This window comes from Rhodococcus sp. MEB064, from assembly GCF_000834565.1.
In the GTDB taxonomy this organism is placed as follows: Bacteria; Actinomycetota; Actinomycetes; order Mycobacteriales; family Mycobacteriaceae; genus Rhodococcoides.
Genome location: NZ_JXQS01000006.1, coordinates 64,791 through 87,730, shown reverse-complemented (window position 1 = coordinate 87,730; position 22,940 = coordinate 64,791). Strand labels below are relative to the sequence as shown.

At 66.6% G+C, this 22,940-nt stretch carries 24 protein-coding genes and 1 riboswitch; of the genes, 9 read left to right on the top strand and 15 right to left on the bottom strand.

Going from position 1 to position 22,940, the window contains the following annotated elements; all coding sequences use genetic code 11:
* Positions 1 to 15 precede the first annotated feature (15 nt).
* Positions 16 to 816: a HugZ family pyridoxamine 5'-phosphate oxidase gene (locus tag RU01_RS03120; RefSeq protein ID WP_042573043.1), complete on the top strand. Its 801-nt coding sequence runs from the start codon at positions 16 to 18 to the stop codon at positions 814 to 816.
* 33 nt (positions 817 to 849) lie between these two features.
* Here RU01_RS03120 and msrA read toward each other — a convergent pair whose 3' ends face one another.
* The 3 genes from msrA to RU01_RS03105 all read right to left on the bottom strand — a co-directional run bounded on the left by msrA (position 850) and on the right by RU01_RS03105 (position 2,888).
* The gene (msrA, locus tag RU01_RS03115; RefSeq protein WP_042573042.1) at positions 850 to 1,398 is read right to left on the bottom strand and encodes a peptide-methionine (S)-S-oxide reductase MsrA; all 549 of its coding nucleotides are present in this window, start codon (positions 1,396 to 1,398) and stop codon (positions 850 to 852) included.
* Between the two features lie 91 nt (positions 1,399 to 1,489).
* Positions 1,490 to 2,263 carry an ANTAR domain-containing protein gene (locus RU01_RS03110; protein WP_052493100.1) on the bottom strand — a complete coding sequence of 258 codons (774 nt, stop codon included), beginning with the start codon at positions 2,261 to 2,263 and terminating at the stop codon, positions 1,490 to 1,492.
* A 109-nt stretch (positions 2,264 to 2,372) separates the two neighbouring features.
* Complete coding sequence (locus tag RU01_RS03105) at positions 2,373 to 2,888, bottom strand: winged helix-turn-helix transcriptional regulator (RefSeq protein WP_042573041.1); 516 nt, start codon at positions 2,886 to 2,888, stop codon at positions 2,373 to 2,375.
* 80 nt (positions 2,889 to 2,968) lie between these two features.
* Between RU01_RS03105 and RU01_RS03100 the strand changes: the two genes are divergently transcribed.
* Entirely contained in the window at positions 2,969 to 4,339 is a 1,371-nt protein-coding gene (locus RU01_RS03100; protein ID WP_042573040.1) for an MFS transporter, read from the top strand.
* A gap of 123 nt (positions 4,340 to 4,462) precedes the next feature.
* On the opposite strand, the gene RU01_RS03095 is transcribed toward RU01_RS03100, so the two are convergent.
* The 8 genes from RU01_RS03095 to RU01_RS03060 all read right to left on the bottom strand — a co-directional run bounded on the left by RU01_RS03095 (position 4,463) and on the right by RU01_RS03060 (position 12,900).
* On the bottom strand, positions 4,463 to 6,106 hold the full coding sequence (locus RU01_RS03095) for a dipeptide ABC transporter ATP-binding protein (RefSeq protein ID WP_042573039.1): 1,644 nt from the start codon (positions 6,104 to 6,106) through the stop codon (positions 4,463 to 4,465).
* Positions 6,103 to 6,996: an ABC transporter permease gene (locus RU01_RS03090; RefSeq protein WP_042573038.1), complete on the bottom strand. Its 894-nt coding sequence runs from the start codon at positions 6,994 to 6,996 to the stop codon at positions 6,103 to 6,105. Before RU01_RS03090 ends, RU01_RS03095 begins: the two co-directional genes overlap by 4 nt.
* On the bottom strand, positions 6,989 to 7,975 hold the full coding sequence (locus RU01_RS03085) for an ABC transporter permease (protein WP_042573037.1): 987 nt from the start codon (positions 7,973 to 7,975) through the stop codon (positions 6,989 to 6,991). The genes RU01_RS03090 and RU01_RS03085 overlap by 8 nt, the downstream gene beginning before the upstream one ends.
* Positions 7,976 to 7,977: 2 nt before the next feature.
* Positions 7,978 to 9,540, bottom strand: coding sequence for an ABC transporter substrate-binding protein (locus RU01_RS03080; protein WP_231568580.1), 1,563 nt, complete (start codon positions 9,538 to 9,540; stop codon positions 7,978 to 7,980).
* Between the two features lie 107 nt (positions 9,541 to 9,647).
* A complete protein-coding gene (locus RU01_RS03075) occupies positions 9,648 to 10,112 on the bottom strand; it encodes a GNAT family N-acetyltransferase (protein WP_042573066.1) in 465 nt (154 codons plus the stop codon).
* A gap of 38 nt (positions 10,113 to 10,150) precedes the next feature.
* Positions 10,151 to 11,119, bottom strand: a complete 969-nt coding sequence (locus RU01_RS03070; RefSeq protein WP_042573035.1) for an ABC transporter substrate-binding protein — start codon at positions 11,117 to 11,119, stop codon at positions 10,151 to 10,153.
* A gap of 42 nt (positions 11,120 to 11,161) precedes the next feature.
* On the bottom strand, positions 11,162 to 11,944 hold the full coding sequence (locus RU01_RS03065; RefSeq protein WP_042573034.1) for an amino acid ABC transporter ATP-binding protein: 783 nt from the start codon (positions 11,942 to 11,944) through the stop codon (positions 11,162 to 11,164).
* On the bottom strand, positions 11,941 to 12,900 hold the full coding sequence (locus RU01_RS03060; protein WP_042573033.1) for an amino acid ABC transporter permease: 960 nt from the start codon (positions 12,898 to 12,900) through the stop codon (positions 11,941 to 11,943). The genes RU01_RS03065 and RU01_RS03060 overlap by 4 nt, the downstream gene beginning before the upstream one ends.
* Before the next feature lie 169 nt (positions 12,901 to 13,069).
* Positions 13,070 to 13,167: riboswitch (SAM riboswitch) on the bottom strand.
* 305 nt (positions 13,168 to 13,472) lie between these two features.
* On the opposite strand from RU01_RS03060, the gene RU01_RS22005 reads away from it, so the two are divergent.
* Both RU01_RS22005 and RU01_RS03050 read left to right on the top strand, forming a co-directional pair.
* Complete coding sequence (locus RU01_RS22005; RefSeq protein WP_052493099.1) at positions 13,473 to 14,858, top strand: diguanylate cyclase; 1,386 nt, start codon at positions 13,473 to 13,475, stop codon at positions 14,856 to 14,858.
* 73 nt (positions 14,859 to 14,931) lie between these two features.
* The gene (locus tag RU01_RS03050; protein ID WP_042573032.1) at positions 14,932 to 16,011 is read left to right on the top strand and encodes an SDR family oxidoreductase; all 1,080 of its coding nucleotides are present in this window, start codon (positions 14,932 to 14,934) and stop codon (positions 16,009 to 16,011) included.
* 353 nt (positions 16,012 to 16,364) lie between these two features.
* Here the strand turns inward: RU01_RS03050 and RU01_RS03045 are convergent, their stop codons facing one another.
* On the bottom strand, positions 16,365 to 17,441 hold the full coding sequence (locus RU01_RS03045) for a tartrate dehydrogenase (RefSeq protein WP_042573031.1): 1,077 nt from the start codon (positions 17,439 to 17,441) through the stop codon (positions 16,365 to 16,367).
* 64 nt (positions 17,442 to 17,505) lie between these two features.
* On the opposite strand from RU01_RS03045, the gene RU01_RS03040 reads away from it, so the two are divergent.
* The 4 genes from RU01_RS03040 (at position 17,506) to RU01_RS23040 (ending at position 18,980) form a co-directional block, all read left to right on the top strand.
* Positions 17,506 to 17,859, top strand: a complete 354-nt coding sequence (locus RU01_RS03040; RefSeq protein ID WP_042573030.1) for a hypothetical protein — start codon at positions 17,506 to 17,508, stop codon at positions 17,857 to 17,859.
* Positions 17,860 to 17,953: 94 nt separating this feature from the next.
* Entirely contained in the window at positions 17,954 to 18,562 is a 609-nt protein-coding gene (locus tag RU01_RS22000) for a DUF6230 family protein (protein ID WP_156148768.1), read from the top strand.
* Positions 18,556 to 18,729: a DUF6114 domain-containing protein gene (locus RU01_RS23455; protein WP_331386522.1), complete on the top strand. Its 174-nt coding sequence runs from the start codon at positions 18,556 to 18,558 to the stop codon at positions 18,727 to 18,729. The genes RU01_RS22000 and RU01_RS23455 overlap by 7 nt, the downstream gene beginning before the upstream one ends.
* Positions 18,702 to 18,980 (top strand): DUF6114 domain-containing protein, encoded by a 279-nt coding sequence (locus tag RU01_RS23040; RefSeq protein WP_197074673.1) that lies wholly within the window; start codon positions 18,702 to 18,704, stop codon positions 18,978 to 18,980. Before RU01_RS23455 ends, RU01_RS23040 begins: the two co-directional genes overlap by 28 nt.
* On the opposite strand, the gene RU01_RS03030 is transcribed toward RU01_RS23040, so the two are convergent.
* Positions 18,906 to 19,883, bottom strand: coding sequence for a Gfo/Idh/MocA family oxidoreductase (locus tag RU01_RS03030; RefSeq protein WP_042573029.1), 978 nt, complete (start codon positions 19,881 to 19,883; stop codon positions 18,906 to 18,908). The two genes, RU01_RS23040 and RU01_RS03030, sit on opposite strands and share 75 nt — an antisense overlap.
* A gap of 62 nt (positions 19,884 to 19,945) precedes the next feature.
* On the opposite strand from RU01_RS03030, the gene RU01_RS03025 reads away from it, so the two are divergent.
* Positions 19,946 to 20,959, top strand: coding sequence for a Gfo/Idh/MocA family protein (locus RU01_RS03025; protein WP_042573028.1), 1,014 nt, complete (start codon positions 19,946 to 19,948; stop codon positions 20,957 to 20,959).
* Positions 20,960 to 20,984: 25 nt separating this feature from the next.
* Here RU01_RS03025 and RU01_RS22730 read toward each other — a convergent pair whose 3' ends face one another.
* On the bottom strand, positions 20,985 to 21,617 hold the full coding sequence (locus RU01_RS22730; protein WP_052493097.1) for a class F sortase: 633 nt from the start codon (positions 21,615 to 21,617) through the stop codon (positions 20,985 to 20,987).
* A 1-nt stretch (position 21,618) separates the two neighbouring features.
* Positions 21,619 to 22,824, bottom strand: coding sequence for an ice-binding family protein (locus tag RU01_RS23035; protein WP_197074672.1), 1,206 nt, complete (start codon positions 22,822 to 22,824; stop codon positions 21,619 to 21,621).
* Between the last annotated feature and the right edge of the window lie 116 nt (positions 22,825 to 22,940).

Genomic DNA, 22,940 nt, shown 5'->3' with positions numbered 1-22,940 from the left:
GGTACCCTGACGGCCATGGCTTCCCTCGATCACGGCGACCCGGGTGACGCTCCCTCGATGCCGGAACCTTCTGCGCCGGTCACCGAGCCACGACGTCCCAGCGCCGCGGAGGAAGCCCGCACCGTGGCAGCGTCGACGAACACCGCGACGCTCGCGAGCCTGTCGTCCGACGGTCACCCGTGGGCGTCCTTCGTCACGTACGGACTGGTCGGGGGTGATCCGGTTCTGTGCGTGTCCCATATGGCCGAGCACGGGCGGAATCTCGCCGCGGATCAGCGGGTCAGCCTGTCCGTCGTAGCTCCCGGTGAGAACGAGGATCCGCTGGCCAGCGGGCGCATCACCCTCGCCGGCATGGTCTTCAGGCCCACGGGAGAGGACGCTGCGGTCGCGCGGGACGCTCATCTCGCCGCCGTGCCCGCCGCGAAGTACTACATCGACTACAGCGATTTCACGGTGTGGCATATGCGAGTGGACCGGGTCCGCTGGGTCGGCGGATACGGCCGCATGGATTCTGCGACCGCACAGGACTACGCGCAGGCGTCGCCGGATCCGGTGCGGCCGGGGTCTGCCTACGCCGTGGACCATCTCAATGCGGACCACGCCGACGCACTCCGCGAGATGACCGCGGCATTCGGCGGATACCCGGACGCTGTCTCGGCGACGTGCACGGGGGCCGATCGGTACGGGCTCGACATCGCCGTCACCACACCGAACGGCGTCGCCTACACGCGAGTCGGCTACCTCTCCCCCATCTCGTCGATCGACGAACTGCGCTCGGCAACAGTCGAACTGACGAAGAACGCCCGCCGCTCCTGACAGGAGCGACGGGCGTCGGACGGATGTCGAGTATCAGCTGACAGCGTCGGCGTTACGACGCGGGAGCTTCCAGTCGGGGCGTACCCAGTGGCACGTGTAACCGTTGGGGATGCGCTGCAGGTAGTCCTGGTGCTCCGGCTCGGCCTCCCAGAAGTCGCTCGCCGCAGTCACGTCGGTGACGACCTTGCCCGGCCAGATGCCCGACGCGTCGACATCGGCGATGGTGTCCAGCGCGACGTTCTTCTGCTCGTCGGACGTGTAGAAAATTGCCGAGCGGTAGCTGACTCCGCGGTCGTTGCCCTGACGGTTCTTCGTCGACGGATCGTGGATCTGGAAGAAGAACTCGAGCACGTTGCGGAACGAGGTACGCGAGGGGTCGAAGACGATCTCGACGGCTTCCGCGTGCGTACCGTGATTGCGATACGTGGCGTTGGGGACGTCGCCACCCGAATAGCCGACGCGTGTGGACAGAACGCCCGGCTGCTTGCGGATCAGTTCTTCGACACCCCAGAAGCAACCGCCCGCCAGGATCGCCGTTTCGGTGGCCGTAGGTGCAGTGCCCGAAGCGTGGTTCTCCGACATCTCTGTCTCCTTACATGAGCATGGCTCGACCTCGATCGGTCGCGTCCTCACCGACAACGCACCCGAGCCCTACATTGTTCCGACCCCGAGGTCAGGCGGCCCCGTCCGAGACGGACAGTGTCGGGTGCGAGTCCTCGATCAACGTCAGCGCCACTTCGCGCAGAGGCTTGTTCTCGGACTGGGAGATCTGCGCGAGCATGGTGAAAGCCTGGACGGCATCGACGTCGAACCGTTCCATCAGGATTCCCTTGGCCTGACCGATGACGTCTCGGCTGGCCAGGCCGTCGCGGAAGTTCTCGTCGTCACGTGCGCTCAGCAGTGCCACCGCACCGTGTGCGGCGAGGGCGGCACCGACGATCTGCTGGTCCGGACCGAACGTGTCACCGGCTCTGCTGAACAGCAGCAGGACGCCGAGGTCCTTGGACGTCGAGTCGATGTAGAGCCGGAACGCCGCCATACTCTCCACACCCCGCTCGTGGGCTGCGGCAGCGAAGGAGGGCCAGCGCCGCTCGTCACGCAGATTCTCCGCAATGACGGTGTCGACCTGCCAGATCTCGTTCTCGGTCGGGCCCTCGCCCAGCTCGTACTGCACTTTGCACAGGTCCGCCGCGACATCGTCCGTCCGCGCATGGATCTTGCGGCGGGACCCGTTCATGACGGTGACGCAGGCATGGTCGACGCCGGGCATCAGGTGTTTGGCCGACTGCACCAGGGCTGCCAACGTCTCGTCCACGGACCGACGAGTGCCGCGCAACGTTCGCGCCATGTCGGCGAGGTCGCTCACCGGCACCGATCCGGTTCGTTCGCCATCCGTCGTCCCGACGACTCGCGCCAGTTCGATCCCATCGCTGGGCGGCAGGGTCATGCGTGCTCCACTCTCGTTCCACCGCGCCGGGGTGAGGGCACGGACGTACAGACACTGTTCCGATGCAGCGTAATGGCGTCGCAAAAGTGCCCGTCCACGGGCGCCCTGCTCATCTGATCGGATCCACCAGCCGCTTGGTGTCGCGCAGGGCTCGCGACACGGCGCCCGGCCTGGGCGAACCGGACATTCCCGGACCCGGGTGCATCTCGACGGCAGACGCCGCCGGCACGACATCGCAGACGGAGCACCGGCCGTGGCCGTCCAGTCGAGTGCCGCACGCCGCGTGCCGGAACAGCCGACGCGGTCCGCCGGGCGCGGGAGCGACTCGCTCACCCCACTCGGTGAGGGCGTGCAGCACCGGCCACAACCCGACGAGCGCGTCCGTCGGCGCGTATTCCTCGCGCCCTCCGACGGGTTCCCGCTGCAGCAGTCCGTTGTCCACCAACATGGAGAGCCGCTGTGTCAGGACGGCTTTGGACATCGACAGATGGTGCTCGAAGTCGGAGAACCGGCGGACGCCGAAGAGCGAATCCCGCACGATCAGCAATGTCCATCGCTCACCGACGATCTCGAGTGCTCGCGCCAACGAGCAGTCCTGCTCCGCATAGCCCTGACCGATCGCCATGCGGCGAGCGTACCTGTCCGGTCTGTTGACCGAACCATATCGCCGGGCTACGGTTCGGTCACCGAACCGAAGGACTCTCGATGATCGTGCGTACCGCTCCCCCTCTCGCCCGACCGCTCCCCGTGGCAGCAGCGGGAACGTTGCTGTCCCTGGCCGCCTTCACCTACCCGTTGGCGACGATCGGGAGCACCGCGATCTCACTGGACAGCGACGCGGCAGGGCGGACGTGGATTCTCAGTTCGATGAGCATCGGTCTGAGCGCTGCTCTCCTGGTGTCCGGCGCCTTGGCCGACGACGTGGGCCGCCGACGGACCTTCGCCCTCGGTCTCGTTCTCCTTGCCGTTGCCTCCGCCGTGTGCGCCGTGGCGCCCTCGACCCTGGTGTTCGTCCTGGCCAGGGTCGTCCAGGGTGTCGGTGCGGGTGCCGTCGTCGCGTCCAGCCTCGGAGTCATCGCCCACGCCTTCGAACCCGGGCCGCTCCGTGCCCGCGCCGGCGGCATCTGGGGAGCGAGCGTCGGCGCCGGAATCACCCTCGGACCCTTGATCTCCGCCTCGTTCGACCGTCTCGGATCCTGGCGTGGCGCGTACTGGGTCCTGACCGCCGCGACCCTCGTCCTCGCAGTCCTGGCGACCAGGTACGTCACCGAATCTCGCACGGAGACACCGCGAGGACTCGACATCATCGGCGCCGTCGCCCTGTCCGGCGGACTGTCGGCACTTCTCGCCGCGCTCGTCGAAGGGCGTGGCGGTTGGTCGAGGCCCGTCCCCCTCGTCCTGGCAGCGGTGGCGGCCGTCCTGATCGTCGGATTCGTTCTGCACGAGCGTCGCTCGTCGTCGGCGATGCTGGATCTGGCGCTGTTCCGCCAACCCGCCTTCATCGCGGCCACCGTCGCAGCTCTCACCACCGGTGTCGGAGTCATCGCCCTGATGTCGTACATGGCAGGGTTCGTCGGCGCCGCGTTCGGCCTCGACGCGCTGGACAGCGCGCTGCTGCTGTTCGCGTGGGCGGCCACCAGCGTCGTCACCGCCCTTCTCGCACGCCACATTCCGGCGGCCGTGTCGGGACGGACCCAGCTCGCCGTCGGCCTGCTCGGCGTGGCGATCGGGGTCTCGCTGTTCCTCGGACTGTCCGAGTCGTCGTCGCCTCTCCGCCTCGTTCCCGGTCTGATCATCGCGGGCGCGTTCACCGGAATCGTCAACGCAGCGTTGGGACGCGAATCCGTGGCCAGCGTCCCGCCCGGTCGCGCGGCCATGGGAAGCGGCGCCAACAACACCGCCCGCTACCTCGGATCCGCGATCGGGGTCACCGTGGTGTCCGTCGTGGTCCTCTCGGCCGGCACCGCACCGGGCGCTGCCTTCCATGGGTGGAATCAGGCTGTGGCGGTTGTCGTGGGCGTCACGGTCCTGGGAGCGCTCGTCGTGGCCGTCGCCCGTCCGCGGGCAGCGGCCTGACGAAGCCCGGCACCGTGCGGCCTCAGAACGAGGTTCGTACGGCCGCCTCGACGCACGCACACGCACTGGCCTCGGTCTGCTCGAACAACCACCTTCGAACCGTGCGCACTACGTATTCCCGGGTCATAAGTGCTGAGAATAGGCAGGTGCGGACGCAACCGACATGGTTCGACTCGGCGTGATCGGAACTGTCCGTGCATGCCCGGGGATGGCATCGAGGAGTTCACGCGTGTACTCCTGCTGCGGGTCGTCGAAGATCGCTGCGGTGGTGCCGAACTCGACGACGGAGCCCGACTGCATCACCGCCACGGTGTCGCTGATCAGCCGCACCACCGCGAGATCGTGAGAGATGAAGAGATAACTCAGGGACAGCTCCCGCTGGAGCTCGTCGAGGAGCGAGAGAATCTGCGCCTGCACCGACACGTCGAGCGCGGACACCGGCTCGTCCAGAACCACCAGGTCCGGACGCAGCGCCAACGCCCGCGCGATGGCCACTCGCTGACGCTGTCCACCGGACAGTTCGGCAGGGCGTCGCGCTAGATGGTCCGAGCTCAGAGCTACCTGGTCGATCAGCTCCCTCACTCTCGCAGCGCGCTCGGCCGGCGTCCCGATCCTGAACGCATCCAACGGCTCTCGCACGATGTCGCGGATACGCATCGACGGATTCAGCGACGCGTACGGATTCTGGTAGACGATCTGGATGCGCCGACGCAGCTCCCGCAGCCGAGCTCCGCGCAACGTTCCCACCTCGATACCGTCGAACGTGACCGATCCGGAGGTCGCCGTCTCGAGACCCGTCGCGATCCGAGCGACCGTCGATTTACCCGACCCCGATTCACCGACGATGGACAGGGTCCGACCGCGCTCGACGGTGAAGGAGACGTCGCGGACGGCGTCCAGGTGGACACCGCGGCCGATCCGGAACGTCTTGGACACGCCCGACACGGTGAGGACGGTCGACACTGGGACCGCGGAGTCCGGTCGCAGCGCCGTGTTCAGGGACGGCGCCGCAGCGAGAAGAGATCGCGTGTACGCGTGGCGCGGTGTCGACAGAATCTCCGCGGTGGGGCCCGTCTCGACGATCTCGCCGTCCTTCATGACGATGATGCGGTCGGCTCGGTCGGCCGCCACACCGAGATCGTGCGTGATCAACAGAACGCCGGCTCCGGTCTCGGCGATCCGCGCGTCGAGGTGGTCGAGAATGCGTCGCTGCACCGTGACGTCCAGCGCACTGGTGGGTTCGTCGGCGATGACCAACTCCGGTCGGCACGCGAGGGCGATTCCGATCAGCACTCGTTGACGCTGTCCTCCGGACAGGTCCTGCGGGTACTGACGCGCGCGTACCTCAGGGTTGTCGAGTCCGGCGTCCGCCAGGATCTGCACGGCATCGATGCGAGCCGAGCGACGACTGGCGAGACCGTGCACCCGCAGCACTTCGGCCACCTGCTCGCCGACGCGTTGAACAGGGTTCAGCGACGTCGTGGGATCCTGCGGAACCAGGCCGATGTGTCGGCCCCGCAACCGGTCGAGCGCCTTGTCCGACGCAGTGTCGATCCGCTCGCCGTCGAAGGACACCGATCCGCCGGTGATGTGTCCGGTGCCGGCGAGGAGACCGATGATCGCATGCGCGGTCGTCGACTTCCCCGACCCGGATTCTCCGACGATCGCGACCACCTCTCCGCGATCGACGGCGAAGGACACCCCGCGCACCGCCGCGGTGTCGCCGTATCCGACGGCGAGATCGCGGACCTCGAGAACGGCGCTCATCGACGTCCCTCCCTGTCCAGTGCGTGACCGACGCGGTGAGCCGAGAGCACCACCGCCACGATCACCAGACCGGGCAGCGTGGTCATCCACCACGCGGTGGCGAGGAAGTTACGGCCTTCCGAGATCAACGATCCCCATTCGGGCGTCGGGGGTACAGCTCCGAAACCGAGGAAGCTCAATGAGGACACCGCTAGTACTGCCATGCCGAATTCCACTGCAGCGAGCGCGATCACAGGGCCGTAGGAGTTGCGGAGTATGTGTCGACGGAATACGTCGAACCACCGCACGCCCGACGCGTATGCAGCTTCGACGTAGAGCGACCGCCGGACCCGGAGCACCTCGGACCGCATGACGCGGGCGAAGTTCGCCACCAGGGTCACCCCGACGGCGATGGCGACGTTGACGGTGCCGAAGCCCAGGGCGGTGACCAACGCCAGTGACAACAGCAGGGTGGGGATGGACAGCAGGACGTCGACGACGCGCATCAGCACCGCGTCCACGACACCGCCGACCGCACCCGCGAGAAGTCCCAGAAGGGACCCGGCGACCAGTGCGATCGCGACGGCGAGCAGTGTTGCCGTCAGGGACAGTCCGGACCCGTGGACGACGCGGGTGAACACGTCGCGACCGATGTTGTCGGTCCCGAACCAGTGGGCGGCACTGGGTGGTTGCAGCTTGTCGGCCGGCACGCCGGTCAATGGATCACCGCCCGCGAACAGCGACGGGAACACTGCAAATCCCCCCGCGAGGAGGAGCACGAGGATCGACAGCGCGAGGCCGGCGCGGCGCAGGACGGTCCGCACTCCGACACGTCGTCGGCTGTGCCCGTGTTCGGCGGACTCGGATGCTCGCTCCTCGAGCACGAGGTCACGCGTCAAGATGTCAGACATTCGCCTTCTCCTGCGTCGTCGACGGTGTGGTCGAGTGTGTGCGGTGATCGGCGACGATGCGCGGGTCGATCACCGGGTAGAGCAGGTCGACCAGGAGGTTGACGGCCACGAAGACCAGTGACGAGAGCACGACGATGCCCTGCACGACCGGAATGTCCTGAGCCATCACCGATGTCTGCGTCAACCGACCCACACCGGCGCGCGAGAACACTGTCTCCACCACGACGGACCCGGCGAGCAGCGTGCCGACGAGCACCCCCGCGATGGTGAACGCCGGGATCGACGACAACCGGAGAATGTGCCGGGACTGCACCCGTCGGCGCGGCACTCCTTTGGCCCGCGCGACATCGACGAACGGTTGACGCCATGTGGTGCTCATGCTGGTCGCCAACACCTGGGCGATCACCGCGCCGGTCGGCAGGGCCAGGGTGACCGCCGGGAGCACCAGGCTCGGGACACCCGCATCACCGAACGCCGGGAACCACCGGAGTCGGAACGAGAAGAGCTGCAGCAGGAGCAGTCCCACCCAGAACGTCGGAACGGCGACTCCGAGCGGCGGCAGCGAGAGCAAGGCGGTCCGCAACCACGAGACCTGCGTGTAGGTCGCAAGGTAGGCGACCGTGCTTCCGAACAGCACCGCCAGGACCAATGCCGTTCCCGCCAACGCCAGAGTGCTGGGCAGGGCGTCGAGAATCGCCGTGGTCACGCTCTGCCCAGTGGAAATTGAGTATCCGAAGTCACCGCGGACGGCAGCACCGAGCGAGTGCAGGTACTGCGTCCAGACAGACTGGTCGAGGCCGTAGCGCGCCTGCAGCTCGGCCACTGCTGACGCGTCCACCGGAGTCCCCGATCCGGCCGAGTCGACGGCCAGACTCACCGGGTCCGACGGCAGCAGGAACAGCACCACGAACGAGATCGTGAACGCCGCCCACAACACCAGTAGTGCTTGCCCGACACGCTGTGCGAGGTAACGGAGCACGACTACCGCCCACTCAACCAGGTGTCGAAGAACTGGAGCCTGGCCGAGGCCTCGAACTTCAGGTCCTGCACGGCCGACGATGCGCCGATCGCCTGGGACAGCTCGATCGTCGGGATCCACAGGCCGTTGTCCAGCACCTGTTGCTGTGCCTGCGCGACGAGGGCGTTGCGCTCCGCCGTGTCCGTCGCCGACAGTTCGTCCGTCAGCAGAGTGTCCAGCGCCGGGATGGGGCCGCGTGCGTTGAGGTTTCGTCCATCGACCGCGAACGTGGCGCGAAGGATGTCTCCGTCGGCGCGTGTGCTGTTGTAGTAGGTGGAGTCGTAGTCCTTGGTGCCCTGGCGCGCTGTCGCCTCCTGGTTCGACACCAGCTCGAGCTGCAGGTCGATTCCCACCGTGCGTAGCTGCTGCTGGGTGAGCTCGAGAATCGCCTGATTCCCCGCGAAGACAGGCGAGAACATCACCGAGAAGCTGAGCTTCTGCCCGTCCTTTTCGCGGATGCCGTCCGCACCGGGCACCCACCCGGCCTCGTCCAGGATCGACTGGGCCTTCGCAGCATCGTGGGTGACCTCTGGGAGTGCCACATAGCCCGGCGTCGTGCCGGCCAACGTGCTTGTCGCGGGCTTGAAATCGGGTCCGAGCACCGTGTCGACGAGTTCCTGCCGGTCGATCGCGGGCACCAGTGCGGCGCGCACAGCCGGGTCCTGCAGCACACCGCGCGAAACATTGGGCTGGAAGCCGAACGGCATACCGGGATTGGACGTCGTCAGGACCCGGCCTCCCGTCGCCTCGATCTGCGGGGCATCCTGCGGCAGAGCATCACTGACGGCATCGAGCTGGTCCGACGACAGGCTTCCGGTACGGACCCCCGATTCGGGAACGATGGTGAACTCGATCGAGTCGAGGTAGGCCTCGCCGTCGTGCCCGAAGACGTCGGATCCCCACGCGTATCCGGTGCGCTTGGCCAGAGTGACCGAACGGTCCTGCTGGTAGTCGGCGTACGTGAACGGGCCCGACCCGACATTCGTGCCGAGGCACCGGGCCTCCGCCGACTCCGCGGTCGTCACCGGAGCCTGGATACCGAGTTGCGCTGTCGAACTCGCCTGGAGGAACTGCGTATTGGGGGCAGCGAAGTCGACCCGCGCTGTGAGCGGGTCCACCACGGTGGTCCCCTGGTATCCGGTCAGGTAACTCCCGGCGAGTGGCGCTTTCGCCGCACCGACCGTGGTGACGATGGAGTCGAAGGTGCCCTTGACCGCGGCCGCGTCCACCGGTGTGCCGTCACTGAAGGTGGCTCCGTCCTTCAGGTGGAAGGTGAAGGACTTCGCATCCGGACTCACCTCCCACCTGTCGGCGAGCCAGGGTTCGATCTCTCCGCTGTCGGGATCCTGATCGGTCAGTGAGTCGACCACTTGGCGCACCACGTAGATGGTCTGATTCGTGCCGGCCTGGGCCGGGTCCGAGCAGGTGGGTGCGCCCGAGAGTCCGTACCGCAGTGTGCCTCCCGGCTGCGCCGGACCGGCGTCGGCGGAGGATGTCGTCGCGTTGCCGGCGCAGCCGGCCAGCAGTGACGTTGCCGCGGCGAGTGAGCCGAGGCCGAGTAGGACGGAACGAGTGGACACGGGGGTGTCTCCGATTCTTCGACGATGGTGTGTGGTGACGGGTGCGGCGCGGGCTAGGCCGCGATAGCTTTCTCGAAGGGGTGGATTCCGACGGACTCGGACGGCAAGCCCTGGTCGTAGAGCGGCCGATAGCCGGCGGCGAGATAGAGCGCGACCGCTTCCGGCTGATTCCATCCGGTGGTCAGGTAGATCCGTCGGTAGCCCCGGTCGCGTGCACTGCGTTCGAGTTCCGAGACCACCAGACGCCCGAACCCCTTACCGCGATAAGCCCTGGCCGTCCAGATACGTTTCAATTCCGCCGTGCGGCAATCGAATCGTCGGTACGCGCCGCCGGCGATCGGCACTCCACCCAGGACAGCGACGATCAACGCACCGTGCGGGGCCGCGAACTCGTTGCCCGGGTACGACTCGAGTTCCTCACGCAGTTCGTCCGGACTACGTCCGTACCGTGACGCGTACTCGCGCGCGAGGTCCTGCAGGAGTGGCGCGGCCAGGGGGTCGTCCTGCGTGATGCTCATGAACTGGATCCCGGAGTCGCCGACGCCGGCGTCGACGGTCACTGCCGCGGAAGTCCGGGCGGGTTGATCTCCGAGGACTGCACGGCTTCGCTCTGCAGACCCCAGCGATCGAGAACCTTCTGGTAGCTGCCGTCCTCGATCGCGTGGTCGATGGCGTCGTGCACGGCCTGGATGAGCCCGTTGTCCTTCTTCGTCAGCACAGCGATCTCACCCTGCAGTGCATCACCTGCACCGGACAGGGTGCCCACCACTTCCGTCTCTCCACCCGTCGCGGCGTGGTAGATCGCGGACGGGTTGGGACCGAGGTAGCCGTCGATACGCCCCGAACCCAAGGCGAGGTAGTAGTCCGATGTCTGCTGGTAGTAGGCGATCTCGGCAGGAGCGAGACCCTCCGCCACGTTCTGCGCGTTCCAGTCCACCAGGAGCTGCTCCTGGTTCGTTCCGGAACCGACACCGATCTTCTTGCCGGCGATGTCCTGCCGCTTCGACACCGTCCATCCGCTGTCCTTCTTCGCCTCGAACGCGATGTTGTCCAGTCGGTAGGTGGCGAAGTCGTACTTGTCCTTCCGCTCCTCGGTCACCGTCACGTTGGAGATGAACACGTCGTTCTCGCCCGAATCGACCTTGACGAAGTTCTGCGACCAGTCGGCGACCTCGATCTGCGGTGTGAGACCGAGGATGTCGGCGATCAGATACGAGAAGTCGACCTCGGAGCCGACGGTCGTGGTGTCGTCGGTGGCGTAGAAGCGCAGCGGCGGCGCCGTGCCGCTCGCGCCGGTGACGACGAGGGTGCCGCGGTCGCGGATGGCCTGCGGGACCTCGGCCGCGATCTCGTCGACCTTCTCCGCGCGGACTCGTCCCGACTGCTCGGGAGTCAGGTCGAAGACCTGACCTTCGGTCGTGACGACCTCGGACTCGGCGGTCGGCTCACTGCACGCCGTCGCGGTCAGGGTGACCGCGGCGACTGCGGCGGTGAGCAGGGCGACGGTTCTTCGTGGTGCGGACATGACTGTTCCTTGTGGGTGAGAAGTACACGGCGAGTGGGGGTGTCAGAGAACGTGTGCGAGGAACGCCTTGGTGCGTTCCTGTGTCGGTGAATCGAGGAGTTCCGCGGGAGTGCCCTGCTCGACGATCACGCCGCCGTCCATGAAGACCACCGTGTCGGCGATCTCCCGAGCGAACGCGACTTCGTGCGTGACGATGACGAGCGTCGCCCCGTCCCTCGCGAGGTCCCGGATGACTTCGAGAACCTCTCCCACCAGTTCGGGATCCAGCGCCGAGGTGGGCTCGTCGAACAGGATCACCTTCGGTCGCAGAGCCAGCGCCCGAGCGATGGCGACGCGTTGCTGTTGACCACCGGACAGGCGACGGGGGTAGTCGTGGGCCTTGGCTCCGACACCGACACGCTCGAGCAGCGCGAGTGCCTCGGTCTCGACCTCGGAACGCGGGCGCTTCTGCGCCGACACCGGCGCCTCGACGACGTTCTCCAGCACGGTCAGGTGCGGGAAGAGGTTGAAGTTCTGGAAGACGAACCCGATCCTCGATCGCTGTCGAAGAATTTCCCGGCCGCTGAGTTCGTGGAGCTTGGCGCCTCTGCGGCGATATCCGACCAGGTCACCGTCGACGCGAACCGTTCCTCGATCGACCTTCTCGAGGTGGTTGAGCACCCGCAGGAGTGTCGATTTCCCGGACCCGGACGGGCCGATGATCGCGGTGACCTCACCCGGACGAACGACGAGGTCCACGCCGTCGAGAACCTTCAGCGCACCGAAGGACTTGTGCACACCTCGCACCTCGACCGCATAGGTGGAGTCGTCGACGGAGTGCGTCATCGTGTTGCTCCTCTCGGGGCGAAGGTGATGTCGGAGAATCGCTTCCGAATCTGCTGCAGTGGCGTCAGCGGGACGGTGCGTACCGCACCCTTCGCGTAGTGGCGCTCCACGTAGAACTGCACGATCGACAGAACCGAGGTGAGGATGATGTACCAGACTGTCGCCACCATCAGCAGCGGAACGACTCGGCCGCTGCGGCCGTAGATGACCTGCACTTGATAGAACAGCTCGGCGATCGCCATGACCGACACGATGGACGTGCCTTTGAACAGGCTGATGACTTCGTTCGCCGCATTCGGCAGGATCCCCCGCATCGCCTGCGGGAGAACGATCGTGAAGAATTCACGCCGCTTCGGGATACCGAGCGCCGCAGCTGCTTCCAGCTGACCCTGGTCGACCGAGATGATGCCGGCACGGACGATCTCGGCGGAGTACGCCGCCTGGTGCAGAGCCAGACCGATGATGGCCGCCGTGGAGCCGCTGATCACGTTGTTGACGTCGAACCGGAAGAAGCTGGGACCGAACGGTATTCCGAGCGACAGCGTCTGATAGAGGTACGCGATGTTGAACCAGAACAGCAGCTGGACGATGAGCGGGATGGATCGGAAGGCCCAGATGTAGAACCAGGCGATCACCTGGAGAACCGGATTGGACGACAGTCGCGCCACAGCCAGCGCGATACCGATCGCGAAACCGATCAACGTTCCCCAGAACGTCAATTGGATGGTCAGCCAGAGTGCCGACATGACCGATGCGGCCGTGAAGTACTGGGCGAAGGTCCCCCAGTCCCATCCGGCGTTCGTGGCCAGCCCGTGCCCGAACTGGGCCACCACCACCAGCGTGGCGACGGCGATGATCCACCGCCAGGGATGCCAGGTCCGCGCGACGACGAGGTCCTCGTCACGGACGTCCTCCTCCGCGGCGGCCGCGGAGGGACGTGCGTCGAGTTGCGTCACCGGACGAACCGGGAAAAAGGGTCAGGGGTCGAGACGGCAGGGCACATCGGGAGGCCTTTCGAGGCGGGAGGTGAGGGGCGCGAGTCAGAAGCAGCGCGTACAGACGCAGGTGCTCACTCGGCACAGGTCGACGTGCAGGCGTCGCCGCAGATCGTGGTTCATCGGTGCTCCTCCATCGGTCCTGGCGGTAGCACCCACACCCTCGACAGGAGAGGGGGGTTGCTGCGACGTCGACGAGCCAGGTCTCTCGGTCGCTCCTGATGGTGAGCAGAAATCTAGACCTGGAACATCGAGACGTCAAATCGCGCAACAGATTTCGCGTCGATCTATTGGGATCACGGTGATTCTGACGCGTGACAATGCGGTCGCCGTCCTGTTCCGACGACGAGACCGGTGCCGGGTGCAGCGCCTGTTCGCGCTCGAACGCCCCGGTCAGGCCCGTGAATCGGTACCCTCATCGGAACAGTTGGACTTCCCGCCGGTGGGTCAGGAACCGAGGTACTCGTGTGAGACGACACAGCGATGTCAGTCGTCGCAGTCGGTTCACGTCAGCGTCTCGACACCTGCCCGCCGTGTCGACCTCGCGACGATTCCAGGATCGTCGATCACTGGCGATGGCCACCACCGTGACCATGTCCGCACTCCTGCTCGCAGCCGGATGGGGCATTCCCGGCTTGTTCCATCCCGGTCTCGTTCCCGTGGTGGCCACGGCGCTCGCCATCGTTCTTGCCGTCGTCGTGGTCGGCATCGTGGTCCGGACCGGACGATTGACCGAACGACAATTCGTGACCACGGGTGCGATGGCGGTGGTCGGCACCGCAGTGGCGGCGGTCGGTATCGCGGACCCGGCCGACACGTTGACAGTCAGTGCGCTGTTGACGATCGTGCCGGTGTTGGCGGCCTCGGCGTCGCCGCCGCGGACGGCTACCGCCTTCACCACCGTCGCGGCCGGCCTCGGGACCGCCCTGTGTCTGGACTCCGCGTCCAGCCCCGAAGCGGACGCCGTCGCCGCCGGAGCCTCGCTCACCATCGTCGTCGTGCCGGTTCTGCTGGTCTGGGGCCTGCGCATGTCGATGGCGGACGTGAGCCGCCGGTACGACGTGCTGGCGCGAACGGACGTCTTGACGGGGCTCCTCAACAGGCGAGGTGTTCTGCCGCTCCTCGACGGGATGCTCCGCACGGCGGTAGGCCTGGACGCGACGATCACCGCCTCGGTCATCGACATCGACAACTTCAAAGCCGTGAACGACACGCACGGACACACGTACGGCGACCGGACCTTGGAGTCGGTCGCCCGAACGATCGTGTCCGCGGTGCCTCGCGGCGCTGTCGTCGCGCGACTCGGCGGAGAGGAATTCCTCGTCGTCGCCCACCACGCTCCCGGAGCCGACGTCGCACTGTCGGTACTGCGGTCCGTCCGCGCCGAATGCGCGGTCACGGTCAGCATCGGAACATCGCGAGCGCACCCGTCGACCCTCGACCGGACCGACGACGTCATCGACGTCGACGCTGCGCTCGATGCGATGATCGCCCGCGCCGACGAGGCGATGTACGCCGCGAAACACGGCGGCCGCGATCGCATCGCCATCGGTCACGACACCGTGTTCCATCGGCGGGCTCACTCCGACACCCTCGACGCGTCGGCCGCCGTCGCCGCTACCCTGGTCGAACTGCACCGTCGTGGGGCACCGGCCGACAGTTCCGCTCCCGCTCTGGCGGCACTCTCGGAACGACTCGACGAGGTCATCGCCGCCGCGTCGTCCAACGACGCGGTGCGGTACGTGACCGCACTGTCCACGGTCGCGTCGCTGGACCAGTGCACAGGAATAGTGATGGAACAGCTCGGTGTGGACCGTGACGACGCGGTACGGGTACTCGTACAGCGCTCGCGTGCCGACGGAGTATCGCTCGCACGGCTCTGCGACACCGTGATGTCCTCCTCGCTCACGCCCTCCTGATTGCGTCTCGGCGCCCACGGGTAGCCGGACGGCGGGATCGACACGCGATCCCCAGAGCGGAGGCACTTCGTCCATGGCTTCACCACGTCCGGGCACGGCGCTCGTCATCGGCGCGACCGGCATCTCGGGGCAGACCATCTGCCGCCAACTCGTCGACGACGGGTGGACCACCTACGGGCTGTCTCGCAAGACCTCGCTTCCAGTGGAGGGGGTGCTACCGGTGACCGCGGATCTGATGGACTCCGGCGGTCTCCGCGAGGCTCTGCGAGGAACCGCACCCGATGTCGTCTTCTTCACCGCGTGGATGAAGCAGGACACCGAGGCCGAGAACATCGAGGTGAACACAGCGACCTTGCGCAACACCGTCGACGCACTGGCGGATGAGAACTCGGTTCGCCACGTCGCTCTGATGACGGGACTCAAGCACTACCTGGGGCCGTTCGATGCGTACGGCGACGCCGTGACCGCCGAAACGCCGTTCCACGAGTCCGAGGAGCGACTCGACACCCCGAACTTCTACTACGCGCAGGAGGACGAGTTGTTCGCCGGGGCGGAGCGACTCGGCTACACCTGGAGCGTGCATCGAGCGCACACGATCTTCGGCTTCGCGGTGGGCAATGCGATGAACATGGCGCTGACGTTGTCCGTGTACGCGACCATCTGCAAGGAGACCGGGGCGCCGTTCGTCTTCCCCGGCTCGCAGACCCAGTGGGACGGCCTGACAGACGTCACGGACGCCGGGTTGTTGGCCGAACAGATGATCTGGGCATCGACCGCGGAGAACGGCGCGAACGAAGCGTTCAACATTGCCAACGGCGACGTTTTCCGGTGGCGTTGGTTATGGCCGCGCATCGCGGCGCATTTCGGGGTGGAGCCGGTCGGCTTCGATTCCGAGCCGCGACCGCTCGAACCGCGGATGTCCGATGCACCTGCCGTGTGGCGGCGTATCGCGGAGAAATACGACCTGGTCGAATCGGACGTCACTCGCTTGGCGTCCTGGTGGCACACCGATGCGGACCTCGGGCGCGACATGGAATGCCTGACGGACATGACGAAGAGTCGACAAGCCGGCTTCCTCGGCTTCCGTTCCACGACAGACAGTTTCGCGGATCAACTTGCGCGATACCGGGATGCGGGCATCATCCCGCGGTAGGCACGTCACACGACGATCCGACGGTGAGACCGTTCGGATCGTCGTGTTCCGACATCGTGCTCTTACGAGCCGACGTTCAACGTCTTCAGGATGTTCAGGAAATCCGTGATGGGCAACAGGTCTCCGAACGAGAAGTTGAGAAAGCTGAGGCCGTTGAGAATGCTGAACATGGAGTCTCCTGAATCGAATGGTGTGCGCGATGTCCTCGTGCTGAAGAAATAATGGTCAATCGCGACGTTCGACACTGAAGAACGGCATGGTGACAAATCACCGACTTGGCCGCCGTCACATCGGACGGCGCCTCGCGGTGTGACAGCGAACCTGTCCCCGACGGTGCGGCTGGACAGACAGGTTCAGGGGGCGGTGATGCGGTCCGCGACCAGCCGGCCCACCGCGTCCGTCGACGCCGTTCCGCCCATGTCCGCCGTCAGCGCATCCCCACCGCTCGCCAGCACATCCTCGATGGCTCTCACCACGGCGGCCGCGGCCTCCTGCTCCCCGAGGTGGTCGAGCATCATGGCGCCGCTCCAGATCTGACCGATCGGATTGGCGACGTTCTTCCCTGCGATCGCGGGTGCGGAACCGTGCACCGGTTCGAACAGACTCGGGAACTTGCGCTCCGGGTTGATGTTGCCGCTCGGTGCGATCCCGATGGTCCCGGCGATCGCGGGTCCGAGGTCCGACAGGATGTCCCCGAACAGGTTGCTGGCCACGACCACGTCGAACCAGTCCGGATGCAGAACGAAGTTGGCGGTGAGTATGTCGATGTGGAAACTGTCGACGTCGATCGACGGATAGTTCGCGGCCATCGCCGCCACGCGCTCGTCCCAGTACGGCATCGAGATGGATATTCCGTTGCTCTTGGTGGCCGAGGTCAGACGCCGCCGCGGTCGCGTCTGCGCCAACTCGAAGGCGTACCGCAGGATGCGGTCGACGCCGATGCGCGACATGACCGTTTCCTGGATGACGGTCTCCCTCTCCGTTCCCTCGAACATGCGCCCGCCGAGGTCGGTGTACTCCCCCTCCGTGTTCTCACGGACGACGTAGAAGTCGATGTCGCCGACTTCCCGTCCCGCGAGGGGACTCGTGACGCCCGGCATCAACCGGATCGGGCGGAGGTTGACGTACTGGTCGAAGTGACGACGGAACTGCAACAGCGAGCCCCACAGCGAGATGTGGTCGGGAACCACGTCGGGCCACCCGACCGCACCGAAGAAGATGGCGTCGAACGTCTTCAGATCGTCGAACCACCCGTCCGGCAGCATCTTTCCGTGCCGGGTGTAGAACTCGGCGCTGGCGTAGTCGAAATGTTCGTACTCGATCCCGAAACCGAAGGCCGACGCCGCCGCGTCGAGAACGGCGATACCAGCAGGCACCACCTCCTTACCGATGCCGTCGCCGGGAATGACCGCGATTCTGTGGGGTGCCATGCCTCACGACCCTAGGCGCCGTCCCATACCGTTTGTGCCCGGACATGACGGGTAGGCCGAATCCATGACTACCGACGACACCGGGAGCGCCCACCCCGCCCCGCCCATTCCCGACTACGACCATCTGACGGTGGGCGACCTCACTCACCGCGTTCGGACCCTCACCGTCGATCAGATGCAGGATCTGATCGCCTACGAGCGGGCGACCGCCCACCGTGCACACGTCCTCCAGATCCTCACCACGCGGCTGGACGATCTCCAGGACGGTGCGCAGCCGTCCGGCGGCGATCCGACATCGGTGCCGGAGGTGCACGACACTCCCCATGGTTCGTCCGTCGGGCCGGAACACTCGCCTTCCGACCACACACCGCTGCGCCACGGCGTCGCCTATCAGACACCTGCACGGGGAAAGCCCTGACAGTGTCCTGACTCACTCCGACGTGCGGTTTGCGGTCCCTCCGGACGGGCATCCAGGGCCGTTCGCACGGGTCGGGGTGACCAGGAGGACTGTCTTGTCGAGGAACGCCGCGACACACCGCGGGAGTGACCGATCCGGAGGTATCCGGTGGGGCCGCTTCACGGTGCTCTGCACGCTCGGCGCGGTCGGAATGGGCGTCATCGGTGGCGGGATCGCCAGCGGTCAGCTGCCGATGAACTTCGCCGTATCCGGTCAGAGCTTCATCGGAACGTTCGGCGCTGTCGACGGCGACGGGATCACCGTGTATCCGCGGGCGGTCGACACCGCCGCGGGCTCACGGCCGAGTATCGCCGTCAAGGTCGACAGCGCCCGACTGTCCGACGTGTGTCTGTCGACAGTGGCCCGAGGGCTCCCCCTCATCGGTGACGTCACGATGTTCGCCCGTGTGCCAGGTACCGGGCTGACCGCGGAAACCCTCGTCGTCGACGTCGCGTCGGTGAACGGCTCCGTCGACGTGAACGACGTCCGGCTCGGTGTCGACGCGTCCGCGACAGGGGAAGTACAGGGCAGCGCGACCGCCGCCGCCATGGTCGGCGCTTCGCACGCCTCCGCCACGTCGTCGGAGATCATCGCCCTCACGGCGACGCACGCATCCCTCACGAACCTGAGTGTGTCCGCCGAGGCCGGTGACCACTCGTGTTGAGACGCGGTCGCGGGTGGAGATCTCGACGGCCGTTCTGGGGCGGTGTGCTGATCTGCTCGTCTGCTGCGTTCCTCCTCCTACCGGCGTTCACCAGCCTCCGGATCGGTGACCTGCTGATCACCATCACCTCGATCGCGGGGTGTCCACCCTGCTTCTCGGTGCACTGATGGCGGTGTGCGGTGCGGCCGTCATCGCCCGGCCGGACACGCGAATCCCGGCCGGGGTGAGCGCGATGATTCTCGCGCTCGTCGCGCTCCCCGCAGCGAATTTCGGGGGCTTCGTCCTCGGAACCCTCCTCGGGGTCGTCGGCGCCGCATCCGTGCTGGCCTGGAGCCGACGTCCCTCACCCGACAGTCACGGTCCGTCCGCCGTCGTTCATGGAGACGACGAGAGCGTCGGCCACCAGGCCCGCACGTAGGCCGTCGTTCGCATCCGCCAACGTCGCCACACGGCCCTCGTCGATCGAGTCCACCCACTCCTGCAGCTGAAGGCGGTATGCCTCCGCGTACCTCGGAATCCAGTCGGCGGGGTACGCGCGCGAGCGACGTCGGTCGCTGTCGGTGACGGTGTGGGCGGGCAGGGCCAACGCGGATGTGCCGGTCTCCCCCACGATCTCGCATCGGGTGTCGTACCCGTACCGCGCGTTGAGGAAGATCTCGACGGTGACGAGGACGTTCGACTCCGTGCGCAGCAACATGATCTGCGGGTCCTGCCGGGTGCCGGAGAACTGAGAGGTACGCCCGGCATGCCAGCTCACCTCCGAGATCGGCGACGACAACAGCCAGGGCATGATGTCGAGTTCGTGGATCGCAGAATTGGTGATGGTCGATGCCGACGTTCCACCCGGGTATGCCTCGACGTTCCTGCTGATGCAGTGTGCGACCAGGGCATCACCGATGTCTCCGGACGTCACCGCCTGCTTCAATTCGACGTAGGCCGGGTCGAACCGTCGCATGAAGCCCACCGTGATGAGAGTCCGATCCCCCTGCGCCGCAATGATGTCGCGGCATTCCGCGGCGGTTGGAGCCAGCGGCTTCTCGCACAGGACCGGCTTGCCCGCAGCCAACGCCAGGTGGACCAGCTCGGCATGCGTCGAATCATGGGAGGCGATGATGACGGCGTCGACGGCGTCGTTCTCGATCACCGCTCGCCCGTCCTCGAGCACCGCCGCGTCCCGGAGTGTCGACGCGACCGACGCGGCACGCGCGCCGTCGTAGTCCGCGACCGCGGACACGGTGGCCCCCGAGACCGACCTGTCGATGTTGGTGGCGTGGTCCGCTCCCATGACGCCGACTCCGATGATTCCTACCCGCACAGTCATGCGGAGCAGTATTACATCCTAATGTCCTGACAAATGCGGTTTTGTCTGATTGAGTTCTCGCCATGACGTCCACCTACTCCCTGCCGCAGTCGCGAGTGCCCGACCCCCGGGATGCTCCGACACTGCGGTGGGCGATCCTCGGCCCGGGCTGGATAGCGACGCGATTCGTGGAGTCGTTGCATCGGAACACCTCTCAGCAGGTGGTTGCGGTGGGATCGAGAACAGCGGCGCGCGCCGAGCAGTTCGCGCTCGCGCACGGCATCGAGCGCGCGCACGGCACGTACGACGCGGTGTTCACCGACGACGCCGTCGACATCGTCTATGTCGCGACGCCTCATACCGAACATCGGGCCCACGCCCTCGCCGCCATTGCCGCCGGCAAGCACGTACTGGTCGAGAAGCCGCTGGCAGTCGACGCGGCGGGAGCGGCGGAGATCGCCGACGCTGCGGGAGCGGCCGGCGTCTTCGCGGGAGAGGCGATGTGGACCAGGTTCCTACCCAAGTTCGACGTGATCGAGCAGGTTCTCTCCAGCGGAGTGCTGGGCCCGATCCACACCGTCCTTGCGGACCACGGCGAGTTCTTCACGCGAGACCATCGCATCTACGACCCGACGTTGGCCGGTGGCCCCCTGCTGGATCTGGGCACCTACGTCGCCTCGTTCGCATACTCGGTCCTGGGTCGACCCGACACGGTGTACGCGACGCGCCGGCCCGCGACCGAGGACATCGACGGCCAGATCTCCGCCGTCCTGTCGGGACCGGACGGCCACGCTGTTCTCAACACGACGATCCTGACCGACACACCCACCACCGCCACCGTGTGCGGGCGTGACGGCACCCTCACGATCCCCGGCCCGTTCTTCATGCCCGGCTCTTTCGCCGTCACGATGCGCGGCGGTGGCACCGTCGAGTACGACGAGCAGCCGGGTCTGCAGGTGGACGGCCTTCACTACGCCGCCGTCGACGCCGCGCGCACGATCGATGCCGGACGTCGCGAGTCGTCGATCCACCCCTTGTCCGACGCAGTGGCAACCCTGGACATCATCGACCGGATACGAGCGTCGATCTCCGCCTAGTTCGTGTGCGTCGGTGCATGCGCCGTCAGGAGGTCGTCGACACCAGATCCGCATAGACGACGACGTTGTCGTCGTAACTCGACGCCGCACTGTCGAACTCGCCGCCGCACGTGATCAAGCGGATGCCCGGACGGTCGATGTCGCCGTACACGGCCTCGGTCGGAAACTCCGACTTCGGGTACTGCTCGACGTCGGTCACGCGGAACGTGGACGCCGATCCGTCGCTCCGCGTCACCGTGACCACGTCGTCGTCCTCGAGGTCACCGAGCCGGGAGAAGACCCCGGGTGCACCGTCCCAATCGACGTGCCCCGCAACGACTGCGGGTCCGAGTTCCCCCGGGACGGGTGAACCGGTGAACCACCCGGCCGGAAAGCCGCCAGGCGGCACCTGCATGGTGCCGTCCGCCTGCAGACCCAGACCCATCAGGTCGGACGAGACATCGATCGCCGGAACATCGATACGCGTCGGCACCAGTGCGGTCGACGACGAGTCGCTCACTCCCGTGTCGACCGACGTCGCCTCTGCGTTTTGTTGCGCCGCAACACTACTGGTGTCGGCGCTCACCGGTTCCTCGGCGGTGGAACATCCCACCACCGAGGCCGCTACCAGCGCTACCGCCAGGACGGTGCTGCGTGCCCGCGACAATCGATGCGTCACATCAGCGCCGACGACGGGTGACGACCGTTGCCACGCCGACGAGGGCGGCCGCGACGATCCCGACCGGAACTGTCGAGGAGACGCCTGCACTGTGGACGGTGCTGCCGTCACCGGTATCGACGGATCCTCTCGGTACCTGCGTGATCTGGCTCCCCGGCGAGTAGGTGCCGGGTGCGTCGGGACCCGTAGGAACGCCGGGCATGGTCGGGGTGCCGGGTGTGTTCGGCATTCCCGGCGTGTTCGGGGTGCCGGGTGTATTAGGCATCCCCGGTGTGTTCGGAGTGCCCGGCGTGTTCGGAGTGCCCGGTCCGACGGGTGTGTTCGGAACGGTCGCACCCGGCGGAACCACCGGTCCACCAGGCGTGTTCGGCGCGGGCGATGTCGGCGGACCACCCGGCAGACCCGGAATGGTGATCACCGGCGGGAGGCCCGGAATGGGCGGCAGACCGGGGATGGACGGCACGGTGATCACGACCGGCGGAACGACCACAGGCGGAACGACGACCGGCGGAACCACAACTGGGCTGTCCTCCGTCGTGGTGGTCGGTGTGCACCCTCCGCGATCGATGACGTTGTTGTCCAACGTGACGGCACCGGTGCTCGCGAGCATCCGCCCGGACACTCGCGCTCCGTTGTTCAAGGTGATGGATTCCTGCGCCATGACGGTGCCGACGAAGCTCGTCGACGTACCCAGAGTGGCGGAGCTGCCGACCTGCCAGAAGACGTTGCACGGGTTCACACCGATGAGCGCGACCCTGCTGCTGGAGGCGGTGATGAGAGTGGACGGCGTCTGGAACACGAACACCGCGGCAGGATCTTCCTTCGCATCGAGCGTGACAGTACCCGTCACGTTCATCGGGCCACCCGAGTTGTAGACACCGGGAAGCAAGGTCCGCCCGCCCAGTTCGGCACCGACCTGCTCGGTCACGGCCTCGCCCGCGGCTTGATTGTAGGCCGTGGTGAGATCGATCTTCGCCTGCAGCGCAACGGGTCCCGCGCGAACGATCTCTCCGTTCTGAACGAGACCCGGCGGGAACCCGTCGACAGCCGTTCCCGGACTGACGCCGACGCTGCCCGAGATGACGGACGGGTTCGTGTTGGTCACCGTGCTTCCCGCCAGGATCGCGAACGGATCGGCGGTACCGAGACCTATCGGCGTCGCGGCTCCGGCTGTCGCAGTTCCGACCATCATCACCGCGGCTGTCATGGCGGCGACCGTGCCGACCATGGGCACGAGTGACCGGCGTACCGAAGAGCAGGATGTCGAGCGAGGGTGCGTGGGGTACATGTGCGTCCTAAGGAATGAGCGAAACGTGCGGACCG

What these genes read in the sequence shown, in the direction of transcription:
- RU01_RS03120 (WP_042573043.1), top strand. Translation starts at nt 16, where the DNA reads ATGGCTTCCCTCGATCACGGCGACCCGGGTGACGCTCCCTCGATGCCG.
- msrA (WP_042573042.1), bottom strand. Translation starts at nt 1,398, where the DNA reads ATGTCGGAGAACCACGCTTCGGGCACTGCACCTACGGCCACCGAAACG.
- RU01_RS03110 (WP_052493100.1), bottom strand. Translation starts at nt 2,263, where the DNA reads ATGACCCTGCCGCCCAGCGATGGGATCGAACTGGCGCGAGTCGTCGGG.
- RU01_RS03105 (WP_042573041.1), bottom strand. Translation starts at nt 2,888, where the DNA reads ATGGCGATCGGTCAGGGCTATGCGGAGCAGGACTGCTCGTTGGCGCGA.
- RU01_RS03100 (WP_042573040.1), top strand. Translation starts at nt 2,969, where the DNA reads ATGATCGTGCGTACCGCTCCCCCTCTCGCCCGACCGCTCCCCGTGGCA.
- RU01_RS03095 (WP_042573039.1), bottom strand. Translation starts at nt 6,106, where the DNA reads ATGAGCGCCGTTCTCGAGGTCCGCGATCTCGCCGTCGGATACGGCGAC.
- RU01_RS03090 (WP_042573038.1), bottom strand. Translation starts at nt 6,996, where the DNA reads ATGTCTGACATCTTGACGCGTGACCTCGTGCTCGAGGAGCGAGCATCC.
- RU01_RS03075 (WP_042573066.1), bottom strand. Translation starts at nt 10,112, where the DNA reads ATGAGCATCACGCAGGACGACCCCCTGGCCGCGCCACTCCTGCAGGAC.
- RU01_RS03070 (WP_042573035.1), bottom strand. Translation starts at nt 11,119, where the DNA reads ATGTCCGCACCACGAAGAACCGTCGCCCTGCTCACCGCCGCAGTCGCC.
- RU01_RS03065 (WP_042573034.1), bottom strand. Translation starts at nt 11,944, where the DNA reads ATGACGCACTCCGTCGACGACTCCACCTATGCGGTCGAGGTGCGAGGT.
- RU01_RS03050 (WP_042573032.1), top strand. Translation starts at nt 14,932, where the DNA reads ATGGCTTCACCACGTCCGGGCACGGCGCTCGTCATCGGCGCGACCGGC.
- RU01_RS03045 (WP_042573031.1), bottom strand. Translation starts at nt 17,441, where the DNA reads ATGGCACCCCACAGAATCGCGGTCATTCCCGGCGACGGCATCGGTAAG.
- RU01_RS03040 (WP_042573030.1), top strand. Translation starts at nt 17,506, where the DNA reads ATGACTACCGACGACACCGGGAGCGCCCACCCCGCCCCGCCCATTCCC.
- RU01_RS03030 (WP_042573029.1), bottom strand. Translation starts at nt 19,883, where the DNA reads ATGACTGTGCGGGTAGGAATCATCGGAGTCGGCGTCATGGGAGCGGAC.
- RU01_RS03025 (WP_042573028.1), top strand. Translation starts at nt 19,946, where the DNA reads ATGACGTCCACCTACTCCCTGCCGCAGTCGCGAGTGCCCGACCCCCGG.
- RU01_RS23035 (WP_197074672.1), bottom strand. Translation starts at nt 22,824, where the DNA reads ATGACAGCCGCGGTGATGATGGTCGGAACTGCGACAGCCGGAGCCGCG.